Below are 15,073 nucleotides of genomic sequence, written 5' to 3'. Positions count from 1 at the left end.
GCGCACCAATGAGTCCGCGATTTGTTTTTTATAATGAAAATTTGTAGACATTTCCACCTGTATCCTTATTTTTTTCGTCGGCAATCAACAATGTCTTGTCATCAAGAAAAACAACCGATTCTTTTTGGGAATTATGATTCAGAGAAACTTTTTCAATTTTTGCGTTACTAAAATCATTAGCTGTAAATCCTGAAAGAACGTGAATATTTTTATGGCTTAACAAAACAATTTTATCTTTTGTACTGTTGATGGCTGCTGAAGTTATAGCCGCATCACTGTATTTCCCCTCAAGCCTTAACTTTCCTATTAATTTCGCTTCAAAATCACCTTCTTTATTAGGAACCTTAAAAACCAGAAAAGTTCCGTCAAAACCTTTGCTTCTGTTTTTTGTGAAGAGGTAAAAATTACCGTCCATCTCTACAAAGGCTTCACAATCATACAACAATTTTGATTTTTTAGGAGGAAATTCAGTCTGTCCTTCATAATGAAACCGGGTAGTCTGAACAACTTTCGTAGTCGCCTGAGAAGGTGTTTTCAAATCTAATTTTAAGATCGAAAGATTCTGTCTGTCATTATCATTGTTTCCAAAATCCCCTAAATAAATATTCCCATGTATATCTTTTGTAATATCTTCCCAATCATTGTTTTCGGCATTTTCCACTAAAATATCCGCCACCAGTTTACCCTGCTTATCTAAGCCATAGACTACATTTTTATTTCCCTGGTCTTCTATAACCCAGATTATTTTTTTGTCCTGAGATAAGGCGATCCCTGAAACCTCTTTCAGCTTTTTAGGCAGCGAAAATTCTACTTTTAGCTCATTCTTCTGGGATGAATCCTGTGCCTTTGGATTGCAGCTCCATAATAAGAACGCTGATAAAGCAACGATGCGTAACATATCTATTTTTTTAGTTTTTTAAATTGAAAATAAGAAAACCGGATATTTTTCTCTAAGTTATTAATAATCTGCTGATGATGAAGGAAAAATCCAGCTGCCAAACCAATTAAACTTCCAATAATGGTATCAATAAGTCTTGCGCGCATCAGATTTTCAATATCATGATGAATCTCACTTGCCGTTTCCGCTAGAAGAATCGTTAACGGAGTAATAAAAACTACTGCAAAACCGTAATTCCTTACGACCAATAACTCGATGATAAATTGCAAAACTGTGATGATCAAGATCATGACAATCTTTTCAGGATCGAATAAAAGAATCAGCCAAGCCAGGCCAAGCCCGATGAAGGTTCCTAAAATCCGGTGTGTATTCCTCTGCCGGACATGTTCAAAATTCCTTCCCTGAATGATAGCCACTGCTGCGATAGAAATCCAGTAGGTATTTTCAAATTTCAAAAGATGTCCGATAATTAAAGTCGAAGCCATGAAAAATCCAATAATAGTACTCTCCACAAATTTGGTATACCTCCTCTTATTGAATGATCTTCTTGAAATGACCACCATCTCACTTTTTTCGATAAAAACAGAATATAAAAAGGCAAATGAACAGGATAAAATAGCTCCCATTGCAACGAGCCCCACTCTGAGAGGAATTAATTCTAAATCAAATTTATAGGTACTTGCCATTGCGGCAACCATAATGAAGAAAAAGTTTCCCGGCGGAGGAATTTTAAAATATGATGTAATAAAATGGGCCAAAAACGAAACAACTCCCAATGACAATGCTGCAAAATAAGCATTAAAGCTAAAAAATGAGCTTATGGTAAATGAAAATATAATTCCGAAAGCGCACACCACTAAATGGATCATTCTCTGTGTAATCGGAGCCGATGTGAAATATAAAATCGTTAGTGCTCCCAAACTTGAAAGCGCTCCGTAATTTGGCTTTCCTAAAAAATATCCGATAAGAAGACAGCTTCCTATACACAATGCTGCAAGAAAGGGAAAATGCCATTTCCTTTCCGTTTCTTTGAATTCCAACAGGTATTGAAATCTGTGATGTATCGGTTTTTGTACCTTCATCTATTGCAAAAGTTTAGCTTTTTCCCATAGAACATCCATTTCTTCCAATGTCATATCCGCAAGTTTTAAGCCTTCTTCTGCAGCTAAGATTTCCATTTTCTGAAATCTAGAAATGAATTTTAAATTGGTTCTTTCCAATGCAGAGTCCGGATTGATGCCGGAAATTCTTGCATAATTGATCAAGGAGAAAAATACATCTCCCAATTCCTGCTCTTTTTTATCAGGATCTGTTTCCTCATGAAACTCCTGAATTTCTTCGTCCACTTTTTTCCAGGCATCTTCCGCATCGTGAAATTCAAAACCTATTCCTTTTACCTTATCCTGAATCCTGTACGCTTTTACCAAACTCGGAAGACTTTTAGGCACTCCTCCCAAAATAGATTTGTTGCCTTCTTTCAGTTTCAGTTTCTCCCAGTTCTGTTTTACTTCTTCTTCATCCTTCACTTCCACATCTCCGTAAATATGAGGATGACGGAAAATCAATTTTTCATTCAATGAATTAATGACATCTGCAATATCAAAACTTTCTTTCTCTGAACCGATTTTAGCATAAAAAACCAAATGCAGCAAAACATCTCCAAGCTCTTTTTTAATCTCCTGCAGATCATCCTGTAAAATAGCATCCGAAAGTTCATACGTTTCTTCCAAAGTTAAATGGCGAAGTGATTGTAAGGTCTGTTTCTGATCCCACGGACATTTTTCACGCAAATCATCCATAATATCCAATAATCTTCCGAAAGCTTCCAGTTTTTCCTGTTTGGTATTCATAGTTTGAGAATTCAAAGTGATACAAATTTAAGGAATGAAAACTTAGGCAGAGAAATATTAAACTACAATTTTATTTATTGTCATTCTGACGAAGGAAGAATCTCTACATTTTACAGATTCTTCCTTCGTTAGAATGACAGACAACTGTTATAACTATTATAAACAAAAAACCTCGTCCAAAAGACGAGGTTATATTTTAGATTCAAAGATTAGATTATCCTTGTTTTCTGTGTGTGCTTTTCGGAGCGGCTTTAGCTGCTGAAGTTGCTTTTACTTTTGGAGCGGCTGGCTTTTCAGCTTTTGGAGCAGCTTTTTTAGGAGCTTCTTTTTCTACGCTTACTTCTTCTGCAGACTCACCGTCTAAAGTTTCAGGTTCTGCTTTTACAAAGCTTTCCGGAGTGATATATCCTGCTTTATGAAGAATGTTATACCACTGGGCCAATTTCTTGATATCAGAAGCATATACTCTTTCCGTATCATAGTTCGGAAGAGAAGCCGTCATGAATTCCTTCAATTCAGCATCGCTTGATTTGTGAGGAATAGCTTCTTTAAAATCGTAGTTTTTAGCAATATTTTCAAAAACTTCGAACAAAGGAACTTCTTTATCAAATGTAAACATGGCGATATTATCTAGCAAACTTACCTGGCTAGAGTTACCGATGCTCACTTTTTTCTTAGTGGTAACATCTTCAATAATGAATCCGTTTCTTAATTGAGAAACTAATTTGAAAAGTCCTGGTTTTCCAGAGATTGAAATTATTTTTTCTAACAGCATAATTTTATTGTTTGTGAATATAGCAGTCTGCTTAAGGCTTTCTGCTGTTTAATATTTCTTTTTGTTTTTATTTAAATTATTTAGGGAATCTCATTTTATAATTGATACTTACATCACCCTGGGTAATTTTTGTAAGCTTCCCCTTTACCAGCTTCTTCTTCAAAGCACTTAAATGATCGGTGAACAATGTTCCTTCTATATGATCATACTCATGCTGAATTACGCGGGCTCTAATATCGGAAAAAGTTTCTGTATGCTTAACGAAATTTTCGTCATAATATTCGATAAGAATAGTACTTTTTCTTTTTACATCTTCTCTAACATCAGGAATGGAAAGACATCCTTCATTAAATTTCCATTCTTCGCCGGATTCTTCCAGAATTTTAGCATTGATAAAAACTTTTTTGAATTCTGCCAGTTCATCCTTAATATCTTCATAATCTTCATCTTCTGCCAAAGGAGTAACGTCAATTACAAACAAACGAATATCCAGTCCGATCTGCGGTGCAGCCAAACCAATCCCGTTGGCACTGTACATGGTTTCGAACATGTTATCTATCAACTCTTGTAACTCGGGATAATCTTTATCTATATCCTTACCTACTTTTCTCAAAACAGGATCCCCAAAGGCTCTTATCGGTAAAATCATCTTGTTCTTTGTTCTAAAAAATTCTGCAATATGATGGTTGCACTTACTTTATCTATTAATCCTTTTTCCTGTCTTTGCTTTTTACTTTTTCCACTTTGGGAAATAAAAAACGAAGCCATTTTGGATGTAAATCTTTCATCGAAGCGGTTAACTTTTATCATTGGAAATTCTTTTTGAAAAACTTCTATGAATTTTAAAATATCTGTTTCCACTTCGGAAATATTTCCTCTCAAATCTACAGGAAGTCCGACTACCACTTCATCCACTCTGTTTGCGTTAAAATATTTTTTCAAAAATTCAATCAAAACAGGAGTCTGAACGGTATCTAAACCACTCGCAATAATCTGCATATCATCCGTTGCAGCAATACCACAACGAGCCTTTCCATAGTCTATTGCAAGGATTTGTCCCATAAGTTTGCAAATTTAGTAAATTTTAATGATTTTATTCCACACACAGTTTTTTTTATAAATCATGTTTTATTCCATTATTTTTTTTATAATTTTATTCTCCCAAACTACTTAAATTATGAAGAAAATCATACTCGTTAGACATGCGAAGAGCGACTGGCCGGAGGAAACCGAAGATTTTGACAGACCTTTGGCTGATAAAGGATTGGAAGACGCAATGAATATGTCAAGGTTTTTAAAATCCAATAATATATCTATAGACTATCTTGTTTCCAGCCCTGCTGTAAGAGCATTAAATACATGTAAGATTTTCAATCAGACCTACAATCTTAATTTTAATACTGATGAGAAATTGTATAATCCGTCGGAAAGAAATTTTGAGTCGGTGATTTATGATTTAGATAACAAACATAATTCAGTCGCTTTTTTTTCTCATAATAACGGAATTTCCAATTTTGCCAATTCAATTTCCGAAGATATTTTTCATTTTCCAACCTGTGGTGTAGCCGGTTTTGAAATAGATTGTGATTCCTGGGCCGATTTTGACGGAGCCAACAAAAAGCTTTTATTTTTTTATGAGCCCGGGAAGATTTAACAAAAATAATATACGCATAAAAAAACTCCAACAGCTTGTTGGAGTTTTTTATTTATTTTCTTTTAAGATCTAAATCATCAAAATCAAAACTGAAATCCGTAACATCAGAAATCGGCTTTAATCTTGCAGACTCAGCTTTTCCTGTTTCATCATAATTAAAAATAATATAAGCATCCGCATCATAGCTTCTGTCGTCCCATTTAATGATAAAAGAATTATTTGAATAAGGTAATAATTCGCCTTTCAGTCTTGGAGAGTTTTTACACAGAATTCTGTATGTATTTCCCTGTTGAGAAACTTCTACATCACCAAACCATTGGTCATTATAAGTTCCAACAAACTGTTCCGGCTTTGGCTGCAGATTTTTATCTTTTCTGAAAGCTTCTGATTTTGCAAAGGCTTCCTTCTTTTGCTTATCAAAAACTTCTTCCATTTTTTTCATTCGGTCACCATAAGTTTTCAGCCAGTTTCTGTCTGCAATGCCCAAATAAGAATCTTTAACCGTATTGGTAATGGTATTGAAAGCTGCTCCGGACTGTTGATTGGTCAAAACGACAATTCCCAGTTTCATATCCGGAATTAATGTAAACTGAGTTACCGTTCCGATCAATCCTCCTGTATGCTGGATTTGTTTGTGACCTTTTACATCACTTAAAAACCAGCCCATTCCATACCCATAAAAGCTTGTATCATACGGATTTTTTGCTGACACTCCGCTTGGAATCTGTAAGCTCCAAAGCTGTTGAACATTTTTATCTGAAACTAATTTCTTTCCGTCTTTTGTCGTGAAATTATTCAACAAACATTCAGCCCAAAGTGTCATATCTTTAATATTACTCATAATTCCTCCTGCTGCATTGGCCGTTTCATTCCAGTCATGAGGAACTGCAACAGCTTTTCCGTCTACAGGAGCATGGGCATCAATTTTATTGGCAACTGCTTTTGCTCTGTTATAACTCCCAAAACTTGAAGTCATTCCTACAGGTTTCATAATTCTTTGCTCGATAAATTCTGCCCAACTCAGCCCTGAAACTCTGTGAATTACTTCTCCGGCAACAATGAACATGATATTATTATAATCCAGAGTGGTTCTGAAAGGATTTTCAGGCTTTAAATACCTTACATTATGAACAATATCATTCACCGTTAAATTTCCTCCTTCCGGAAAAAACATTAAATCTCCCTGTCCTAAACCTAATCCGGCTCTGTGAGTCACCAAATCTTTAATGGTAACATTTTGGGAAACATACGGATCGTACATTTGAAATTCAGGAATATATTTTGAAACTTTATCATCCCAGTTCAATTTCCCTTCATCCGCTAAAATAGCCAGTGCTGTACAGGTAAAACCTTTTGAATTGGAAGCAATTCCCACTAAAGTATTGTCATCCATCGGTTGTTTTGTGGTTAATGAGCGTACTCCAAAACCTTTTGAATAAATTAATTTCCCGTCTTTGATAATTCCTACAGACATTCCGGGAACATCAAAAGTTTTTAACGTATTCTGGACCAATTCATCCAGTTTTTTTTCCTCAACCTGTGCATTGGCAATACCAACGGTCAAAAGAAAAAGGAAAAGAGAAAGTTTCTGCTTCATTTTTTTATTTTTTCAAATGTACTAAATATTAAGATTTTTATTTAACCCCTATATTTGCAAAAAGTTTTAAGCATGAAAAATGATGATTATTACATTTTAAATTTTTTAACTGAAAAGAGAAAGTGGAATCTAAAGATTTCAGAAAGAACCCTTAGATAATGACCAGAATATTACTACTATCCGACTCTCATTCCTATATCGATGACCGAATTTTAGAATACGCTCAGCACTCTGATGAAATATGGCATGGCGGAGATTTCGGAAGTATGGAAGTCATTGAACAGCTTGAGAAAATCAAACCTTTGAAAGGAGTTTACGGAAATATTGACAACGCTAAAATTCGTTCTGAATTTCCTGAAGTAAACCGTTTTTTCTGTGAAGAAGTTGAAATTGTGATGATTCATATTGGTGGATATCCCGGAAAATATACTCCTTTAGCTAAAAAAGAGATTTCTGAAAAAGCACCGAATTTATTTATTTCCGGACATTCTCATATTTTGAAGGCGATGTTTGATGAAAAAAATAATTTGCTTCACCTCAATCCCGGAGCTTGCGGTAAGCAAGGTTGGCACAAAATGAGGACCATGATGCGTTTTGTGATTGATGGTGCAGAAATAAAGGATCTGGAGGTCATTGAGCTGGGACCGAAATAAATTATTAAGAAATGAAGATTGGAGACAAAGTTTCTGTGGTAGATGAAGATTTAAACGGAGTAATAACTTCCGTTCATGGAAATATTGTAGTGTTTAAAGATGAATATGGCTTTACCCATCAATATCAGAAAGAGAAACTGGTTCCGAAAATTTCAGATTTTTATGAAAAGGTAGAAATCATAAAAAAAGCCGAACCTAAAAAAAATATTTCTAAAAAACATCAGAAAAACCATTTGGTGTTAGACCTGCATTTTCATAATTTAGTTAAGAATCCTAATGATTATGATAGTTTTGAAAGATTGTTTATTCAAAAGGAAAAACTGGTGGAAACCCTGGAATTCTGCAGAAAAAATCATCTTAAAAGGCTGGAAATCGTACACGGAATTGGTGACGGAATTTTACAGAAGTTGGTTTGGGATACTTTGGAAAGTCAGACCAATCTCGATTTTTACAATAAGGAAATACTTCATCATCAATCGGGTGCAGTAATGGTAGAATTTCACTAAATTTGCAGGAATTGAAATATGAACGTACTTAATTTACTTTTTACCAAAGACGGACTGATCTTCCAAATTGCTAGAAATAAAAGCATTGTGGAAGAAAAATCTTATTTCGTAGACGAAGAAACTCCGGAAAATTTCATCTCACATAAACTGGATGAAGTGTTGGGTAAACAAAAATTTGATGAAATTCAGGTAATTTCAGCCTTGAATCACTTTACTTTAATGCCGGAAGGATTTTCTGAGCATGATGCAGGATTTGACTTAATTGCTTTTAACGCTCCTGTTGATAAGGATAACGAAGAGCTTATGCTTTCTGTCAATAAAAAATTCAAGGTTCAGTTTTATTACACTTTTCCAAAACATTTTTATCAGAAAATAAAGAGTCTAGGGATACCTGTTCATTTTAATTTTTCAGGGGAAAAGTTTTTAAATGCTATTCATAATAAAAGCAATAAAGAAATTCACATCAACCTATACCATAATCAGTGTGAGTTTTTTGCTATTGATGATAAAAAAATCATCTTATATAATAATCTGGATGTCAATTCAGAAGTTGATTTTCTTTATTTTGTGATGTTCACTTTAAGTAAAATAGGTTTTGGAATTAATGAAACCAGCTTTTTTGCCTACGGTGAAACCACAGAGAATGAAACCTTTATTTCAGAATTACAAAAGTTTGTAAAGAATCTGAAAATCGTTTTTGATAATATTCCTAATAAAAATTTTATTTTAAATTAGGTTGCAGTAACCAGATAACATGTGTTTAGTATACCTGTTACCTACGATCTACAACTTAAAACCTACCATAATATGTACAGAATCATCTCGGGAAAATGGAAAGCTAAAAAAATAGCCGCTCCGAAAAATTTTGATGTAAGACCAACAACGGATTTTGCAAAAGAGGCGCTATTCAGTATTTTGGAAAATACATATGATATGCAGTCGGTTTCCGTGCTGGATTTATTCGCAGGAATTGGCTCTATAACCTTTGAATTTGCTTCCAGAGGATGTCAGGACATTACTTCTGTAGAAATGAATCCCAAACACACCAGCTTTCTGAATTCCACAGCTTCTGAATTAGGATTTAGCTTACAGGTTAACGTTCAGAGAGGGGATGTTTTTGACTGGCTAAAGAAGTTTAGAAATAAAAAGTCATTTGAGGTCGTATTTTCTGACGCCCCTTTCGAAATGGAAGAAAAAAAATACCACGAATTGATTTCTTTAGTATTAAACAATAAATATCTAAAAGAAAACGGCATACTGATCGTGGAGCATCAAAGCCGAATGAAATTTGACCATCCGAATTTAATGGATACCCGAAAATACGGAAACGTAAGCTTCAGCTTTTTTAAACCTAATCAGGAAGCGACTACAGAAATAACAGAATAATCAGGATTTTTTCTTGATTATTTTTTTTTGAATCTTTCAGAAGCTTCAATTCCCCATTTTGTAATTTCTTCCAAAACAGGAAGTAATGTTTTCCCAAAATCCGTCAATGTATATTCTACCATTAGCGGCGGTTTTTCTGTAAAAACCTTTCGATCAATAATATGGTCTTCTTCTAATTGCTTCAGTTGTAGGCTTAATGTTCTTTCTGTAATCGTGGGAATCAATTTTCTCACTTCATTGTATCTTTTGGGACCATTCTTCAGATGGACCAGAATTACCGCTTTCCATTTTCCTCCAATAAACCGCATGGTAACACTTGTACAACACGGATATACTTTATTATCTATTGTATACATTTTTATACTATCCTTTTTTACCGTTATTGCAAATGTATTAAACTTAAATTAGTTTTGCAACTATAAAAAATATAGTATAAAATTATGAGCTTTTTAGAAAAAATGAAATCGAGATATACTGTGAAAAAGTATAATCCTCAAGGAACAATAAGTGAAGAAAAAATTCAGCAGTTAAAAGACATTTTACAGCTAAGTCCTTCCTCTATCAACAGTCAGCCATGGAATTTTATTTTTGTAAATAATTTTTCCGATTTAAAGCAACCTTTGGCAGAAGCCTCTTACTGGAACAAGGAAAAAGTTTTGGACAGCAATTATTTAATTGTATTTCAGGTCATGAAAAACCCTGATGATTTTGAAAATAAGATTGAAGGTTATCTTCCTGAAGGAAGTGTGAATTATTATAAAAATTTTGTAAAACCGAAGGGCAATGCTGCCATAAAATCATGGCTGGGTCATCAGGTTTACCTTTCATTGGGAGTCTTCCTTTCAGCATGTGCAGAAATGGGAATAGATTCTACACCAATGGAAGGAATTGAACCAGAAAAGTATGACACTATTTTAAACAATGAAAAGTATGAAACTCTATTTGCGGTTACCATTGGTCTAAGAGCTGAAGAAGACAGCAATCAGCCGACCATTACTCCCAAAACAAGACATGAAAAACAAGAAGTCATTCTTGAGATATAAATAAAAAAAAGACTCTTTTTTGAGTCTTTTTTTATTTATAATACTTTCAGTTCCAGATCTATTGTTTTCCCGAAGAATTTCTTTGAGATTTTTTCGAAATTTTTAGTCAGGTCAGATAAGTAGAAGTGATAATTAGGCTTCGGATTGTTTTCATTTAAAAGATTATATTTATCTAAAATAATTTTTAAATGATTCGCCACAATATTCGGTGAATCAATCACACGAACACGGTTTCCATAATACTGTTTGATTTCATCGATCAATAAAGGATAATGAGTACATCCTAGAATCAGCGTTTCAATATTTTTCAGCTTGCTATTGCTTAAGTAATTATAGATAATAGCATGGGTAATCGGATGGTTTTTAAAGCCTTCTTCAATAGCAGGAACCAATAAAGGTGTCGCCAATTCATCTACTTTAATCCATTTATTATGTTTACGAATACTCTTTTTGTATAATCCGGAATTCACCGTAGCTTTTGTCGCGATAACTCCAACATTATTATGGATTTCATACGAAACTTTTTCCGCTACAGGGTTGATAACATCAATAACAGGAACTCTGCCTGCAACAGATTGCATTACTTGGTCTAAAGCATTGGCCGTTGCTGTGTTGCACGCAATGACAATCGCTTTACAGTTCTGTTCCAATAAAAAATTGGTAATCTTTGTAGAATATTCTATAATGGCTTCCTTAGATTTTTCACCATAAGGAAGATGTTTTGTATCACCAAAATAAATTAAATCCTCATGAGGAAGAAGCCTTTTTATCTCTTTAGCTACCGTCAAACCTCCTACCCCGCTATCAAAAATACCGATAGGCTGGTTGGATGAAAGATGCGAATAGTCTGGTTTTTTATTTTTCAAATCGAGCTGAAATTTTATACAAAAATAAGGAATAGAATCGTAATTAATTAAGATTACTGATTGAATAATCTTTCGGATATCTTACTTTATAGCTTACTCTTATTTTTTTAGTTTCATTAGAAGATATTTTAAGATTCCAGGTTAAAAAGCCTTTTTCTTTATCTACTTCAGCTTTATCAGCTTGTAATAATTCTATTTTAACTGATTCATCCTTACTTAAAGGATATTGGTCTTTAATTTCAATATCAATCGCATCTTTTTTATTATTTCGTACCACAATATCATAAGTAAAGGTTTTCTCCTGATAAGAAGAAAAGAATTTTACGCTGGCTTTATCATCGACAATTTCTTTTCGAATACTTATTTTTTTGTCATCTCCAAGTGTAATATTTAATTCATCTGTTACCTGATTTGGGTTAATTCTCGTCTCTCCGATAAACATATTTTCAAAAATTACATTGGCAGAACCTGAGATCAAATTATATTTATTAAAATCTTTAATAGTAGCAATTAAATATGCATCATTTCCAGCTTTAGGTGCAGTATAGTATTTATAATCAGCAGGTATTTTAATCTGCTTAAGATTAATAAAATGATCCTGATTATTAGAAAGAATATCGTAAGGAACATCTACATCGAAACTCATATTCAATTGATTCTCAATAATTCTTACACCATACCCAACCACCACAACTTCTTCAATATTTTTTTCTTTGGCCGAATCAGAAAATGAAGCTTGCCTTCCTGCATTTATAATATCTTCATTTTTTTCAGATTGTAAAAACCAGGGTCTAAGAACAGGAGCCATATTATTTCTTGAAGATCTGGAATTAATCAGGGATAATTTTACTCCTTTCCAGTCTAATCCTGTATTTTGTCTCAATTTCGCTTTAAAAGTCACATCTAAAGGCTCAGAAATCTTATTTCCTCTTACTTCATAAAATGGTTCCCAAGAAACGCTTTCTGCAAGATAACCAATATCTAACTTCGTACTTGAGGCTGTACTGCTCATTACTTTTAAAATCAGAACTCCATCAGATAGATTTTCTTCCAGTTCAGAATTTATTTTAAGACTGCTTTTTAAACGGTTTAATTTCTTTTGTAGCTCCTTCGTCTTTTTATTGATCGATGAAATCGTTTCGCTTACTTCTACTCTTTTATTTTTGTAGTAGTCTGTAAGTTGCATAAGCTGGGCAACATTAGAAGTATTACTTCCTACCAAAACAGTCTGATTTTTATCTAAAAGTTCAAGGGTTTTATTATTTGCATCCAGCTCAATATTTGCTTTTGCTAAAAGATTTTCTACAATAGTAATACTGTCCGTCGCCTTTTTGATTCTCGGATTGGTTTTATCCATATCATATTCAGAGACGTAGTTATCGGTATATTGAGCCGAAAGAATTGCAATATTCTTATTATTAAAATTGATTTGAAGTGATCTTTCATTTATTTCATTGGAAATATTGGTCACCACAATTTCAGATGTTCCTGCCGGTAATGATACATTCACAGAGCTTTGTAATTCTGCTGATGTTCGGTATACATTTACGGCATTCACTTTTGCTTTTACAAAAATAGGTTTCTGAGCATACATTAAAGCCCCTATAAAAAACAGGAAGAAAAACAATTTTAGTTTCATAGTTATACTTGTAGTTTATTTTTGATGATCAATTTAAACAAAAAACAAATCGGAAGCAATTCCATCGGCCATAAACCAATGTTTTTCTGGAATTTTCAAATGGTTATTATCAATGGTTAACATTCCTTCCTGCAGCTTTGTTTTAATTTCGTTTTGAAAATGTTCAAGAATATTTTCACTGAATGTTTCTTTCAAGCTTACAAGATCAACGCCCCATATTGTTCTTAAGCCTATCATAATCATCTCATTAAACTGGTCTTCCTGAGAAAGGATTTCTTCTTCTTTAGCCAGAAGGTTTGAATTCAGTCTTTTAATATATTGTTGATTATTGGCAACATTCCAGCTCCTGATATCAAAACCATTGTAAGAATGTGCAGACGGGCCAATTCCAAGATATTCCTTATATTTCCAGTATGCAGAATTATGTCTTGAGTAAAATCCAGGTTTAGCAAAATTGGAAACTTCATAATGCTCAAAACCATTATCTTTTAAAAAGTCTGATAAATAATAGAATTCCTTATTCTGTTCCTCTTCTTTTGGACTGACTACTTTTCCTTTTGAAATCCAGTTTTCTAAAGCAGTTTTTGGTTCCACAGTCAAAGCATAAGAAGAAATATGAGGAACTTCAAGAGCTATTGTTTTATTCAGATTTTCTTTCCAGATATCAAGATTGGAAGTCGGTGAACCATAAATTAAATCAATACTCAGATTTTCAAAACCAAAATCCTGCGCTCTTTTGATAGAATCTTCTGCTTCCGATGCTGTATGTGCACGATTCATCAATTTCAAATCTTCTTCAAAGAAGCTCTGAGTTCCTATTGACAATCTGTTTACAGGAGAAGTCGAAAGTCCTTTCAGAAAATCTTTCCCTAAATCATCCGGATTAGCTTCCAGCGTAATTTCAATATCTTTTTCAAAACTGAAATATTTTAAAACTTCATCTATTAAAGATTTAATTTCATCAGGAGAGAGAATTGACGGAGTTCCGCCACCAAAATAAAGGGAATGGAGGTTTTTGTTTTGCAGCTCATCTTTTCGTTTGAAGATTTCTTTCTTCATCGCAGCAAGCATTTCATCTTTAAAGTTTAAAGAAGTGGAAAAATGAAAATTACAGTAACTGCATTTTTGCTTACAAAACGGAATGTGTATATAAATCATAAAAAAAGCTCTGAAAAATTCAGAGCTCAAATTTATTTAAATTAAATTGATTAATATCTATATCCTCTACGGTTAATGAAATTATCGAAGTTATAACCTACACTTACCATGAAGCTGTTTCCTCCATAACTCTGGATATCAGATAATCCTAAGTTGTAAGTAGCTCCTACCATAAACTTGTTAAATTTAACTTTAACAACCGGAGCAATCTGTAACTGCTGATTATCAAATCTATTCTGAGCAGCTCTATAACTTACCCCGAAAGAGAATGAGTTGATGTCATTAAAGAAAGTAGCCATCAAGTTATAATCGATAAGTCTTGTAGAGTTGGTATTCAGGTTTACCAATACTGACGGAGAGAAATACATATTATCACCTACATGCCAGTCATATCCTAAATTTAAGAAGAACTTAATCGGAGATGGCTCATAGTTATTAACAATAGATTGGTCATTACTCAAAGCAATATCATTAACAGACACCCCTCCAAATAAGTTTCTATAGGTAGCTGCTAAACCGAAGTTAGCATACACCATGAAAATATTGCTTTCGTTCCCCTGTAATAATGGATCATAACCTTCTTCAGTATTGATTTTTGAATAATCAAAATTCATATTGTAAAAATTAACACTCGTACCAAAAGAGAACTGATCTTTTCTGTCTCCTTCACTACTTAAAGGAATAAAGTAAGAAGCTCCTGCTGTGATACCTCCAGCAGAAATAGGGCCGTTGCTATCTCTAAATACAGAAATCCCTGCACCTACTCTATCAAAGATATTAGCGTTGATCCCCACTGATTGTACATTGGGAGACTCGCTGAACTTTGAAAATTGCTGTTGGTAGTTGAGATTAAGTTGTACGTCATCTGTTTTTCCATACTGAGCAGGGTTGAACAGGAAATCACCATCCAATAAGTATTGTTGATAATATGGAAGTGATTCTTGTGCTTTGTATGCATTCGACAAAAGAGCTAAACATACGATAGCATATAGTTTTCTCATAACAAATCTTGATTTCAATTCAACAAATATAAAAAAATTCTCAATAT

18 protein-coding genes are annotated in these 15,073 nt (G+C 33.6%); 6 read left to right on the top strand and 12 right to left on the bottom strand.

Going from position 1 to position 15,073, the window contains the following annotated elements; translation table 11 throughout:
- Nucleotides 1–28: 28 nt before the first annotated feature.
- From P0Y62_16570 to ruvX, 6 genes are all read right to left on the bottom strand, one after another.
- Nucleotides 29–898, bottom strand: a complete 870-nt coding sequence (locus P0Y62_16570) for a hypothetical protein (protein WEK69436.1) — start codon at nucleotides 896–898, stop codon at nucleotides 29–31.
- A gap of 2 nt (nucleotides 899–900) precedes the next feature.
- Nucleotides 901–1,980, bottom strand: a complete 1,080-nt coding sequence (locus tag P0Y62_16565; GenBank protein WEK69435.1) for an FUSC family protein — start codon at nucleotides 1,978–1,980, stop codon at nucleotides 901–903.
- Nucleotides 1,981–2,748, bottom strand: a complete 768-nt coding sequence (gene mazG / locus P0Y62_16560; GenBank protein WEK69434.1) for a nucleoside triphosphate pyrophosphohydrolase — start codon at nucleotides 2,746–2,748, stop codon at nucleotides 1,981–1,983.
- Nucleotides 2,749–2,962: 214 nt separating this feature from the next.
- Entirely contained in the window at nucleotides 2,963–3,523 is a 561-nt protein-coding gene (locus tag P0Y62_16555) for a DUF5606 domain-containing protein (protein WEK69433.1), read from the bottom strand.
- Nucleotides 3,524–3,599: 76 nt separating this feature from the next.
- Nucleotides 3,600–4,172, bottom strand: a complete 573-nt coding sequence (gene def, locus P0Y62_16550) for a peptide deformylase (GenBank protein WEK69432.1) — start codon at nucleotides 4,170–4,172, stop codon at nucleotides 3,600–3,602.
- On the bottom strand, nucleotides 4,169–4,585 hold the full coding sequence (gene ruvX / locus P0Y62_16545) for a Holliday junction resolvase RuvX (GenBank protein ID WEK69431.1): 417 nt from the start codon (nucleotides 4,583–4,585) through the stop codon (nucleotides 4,169–4,171). Before ruvX ends, def begins: the two co-directional genes overlap by 4 nt.
- A gap of 115 nt (nucleotides 4,586–4,700) precedes the next feature.
- On the opposite strand from ruvX, the gene P0Y62_16540 reads away from it, so the two are divergent.
- Nucleotides 4,701–5,177: a phosphoglycerate mutase family protein gene (locus P0Y62_16540; protein ID WEK69430.1), complete on the top strand. Its 477-nt coding sequence runs from the start codon at nucleotides 4,701–4,703 to the stop codon at nucleotides 5,175–5,177.
- 52 nt (nucleotides 5,178–5,229) lie between these two features.
- On the opposite strand, the gene P0Y62_16535 is transcribed toward P0Y62_16540, so the two are convergent.
- Complete coding sequence (locus P0Y62_16535; GenBank protein WEK69429.1) at nucleotides 5,230–6,774, bottom strand: serine hydrolase; 1,545 nt, start codon at nucleotides 6,772–6,774, stop codon at nucleotides 5,230–5,232.
- Nucleotides 6,775–6,932: 158 nt separating this feature from the next.
- Here P0Y62_16535 and P0Y62_16530 point away from each other — a divergent pair, with 158 nt between their 5' ends.
- From P0Y62_16530 to P0Y62_16515, 4 genes are all read left to right on the top strand, one after another.
- Nucleotides 6,933–7,427 carry a metallophosphoesterase family protein gene (locus P0Y62_16530; GenBank protein ID WEK69428.1) on the top strand — a complete coding sequence of 165 codons (495 nt, stop codon included), beginning with the start codon at nucleotides 6,933–6,935 and terminating at the stop codon, nucleotides 7,425–7,427.
- A gap of 11 nt (nucleotides 7,428–7,438) precedes the next feature.
- Entirely contained in the window at nucleotides 7,439–7,933 is a 495-nt protein-coding gene (locus P0Y62_16525; protein WEK69427.1) for a Smr/MutS family protein, read from the top strand.
- Between the two features lie 18 nt (nucleotides 7,934–7,951).
- On the top strand, nucleotides 7,952–8,668 hold the full coding sequence (locus P0Y62_16520; protein ID WEK69426.1) for a DUF3822 family protein: 717 nt from the start codon (nucleotides 7,952–7,954) through the stop codon (nucleotides 8,666–8,668).
- A 72-nt stretch (nucleotides 8,669–8,740) separates the two neighbouring features.
- Nucleotides 8,741–9,319: an RsmD family RNA methyltransferase gene (locus P0Y62_16515; GenBank protein WEK69425.1), complete on the top strand. Its 579-nt coding sequence runs from the start codon at nucleotides 8,741–8,743 to the stop codon at nucleotides 9,317–9,319.
- A gap of 17 nt (nucleotides 9,320–9,336) precedes the next feature.
- Here the strand turns inward: P0Y62_16515 and P0Y62_16510 are convergent, their stop codons facing one another.
- A complete protein-coding gene (locus P0Y62_16510) occupies nucleotides 9,337–9,675 on the bottom strand; it encodes a winged helix-turn-helix transcriptional regulator (GenBank protein WEK69424.1) in 339 nt (112 codons plus the stop codon).
- Between the two features lie 84 nt (nucleotides 9,676–9,759).
- Here P0Y62_16510 and P0Y62_16505 point away from each other — a divergent pair, with 84 nt between their 5' ends.
- Nucleotides 9,760–10,362: an NAD(P)H-dependent oxidoreductase gene (locus P0Y62_16505; GenBank protein ID WEK69423.1), complete on the top strand. Its 603-nt coding sequence runs from the start codon at nucleotides 9,760–9,762 to the stop codon at nucleotides 10,360–10,362.
- A gap of 35 nt (nucleotides 10,363–10,397) precedes the next feature.
- Here P0Y62_16505 and murI read toward each other — a convergent pair whose 3' ends face one another.
- Genes murI through P0Y62_16485 form a run of 4 tightly spaced genes read right to left on the bottom strand, consistent with a single transcriptional unit; the run spans nucleotide 10,398 to nucleotide 15,026 of the window.
- Entirely contained in the window at nucleotides 10,398–11,228 is an 831-nt protein-coding gene (gene murI / locus P0Y62_16500; protein WEK69422.1) for a glutamate racemase, read from the bottom strand.
- 43 nt (nucleotides 11,229–11,271) lie between these two features.
- A complete protein-coding gene (locus P0Y62_16495; protein WEK69421.1) occupies nucleotides 11,272–12,867 on the bottom strand; it encodes a DUF4139 domain-containing protein in 1,596 nt (531 codons plus the stop codon).
- Nucleotides 12,868–12,900: 33 nt separating this feature from the next.
- A complete protein-coding gene (gene hemW, locus P0Y62_16490) occupies nucleotides 12,901–14,025 on the bottom strand; it encodes a radical SAM family heme chaperone HemW (protein ID WEK69420.1) in 1,125 nt (374 codons plus the stop codon).
- Nucleotides 14,026–14,075: 50 nt separating this feature from the next.
- Complete coding sequence (locus P0Y62_16485; protein WEK69419.1) at nucleotides 14,076–15,026, bottom strand: type IX secretion system membrane protein PorP/SprF; 951 nt, start codon at nucleotides 15,024–15,026, stop codon at nucleotides 14,076–14,078.
- Between the last annotated feature and the right edge of the window lie 47 nt (nucleotides 15,027–15,073).

The sequence above is a fragment of the Candidatus Chryseobacterium colombiense genome (assembly GCA_029203185.1).
GTDB classification, from domain to species: Bacteria; Bacteroidota; Bacteroidia; order Flavobacteriales; family Weeksellaceae; genus Chryseobacterium; species Chryseobacterium colombiense.
The sequence above is the reverse complement of the archived record's forward strand: the minus strand, read 5'-3'. Positions and strand labels throughout refer to the sequence as shown.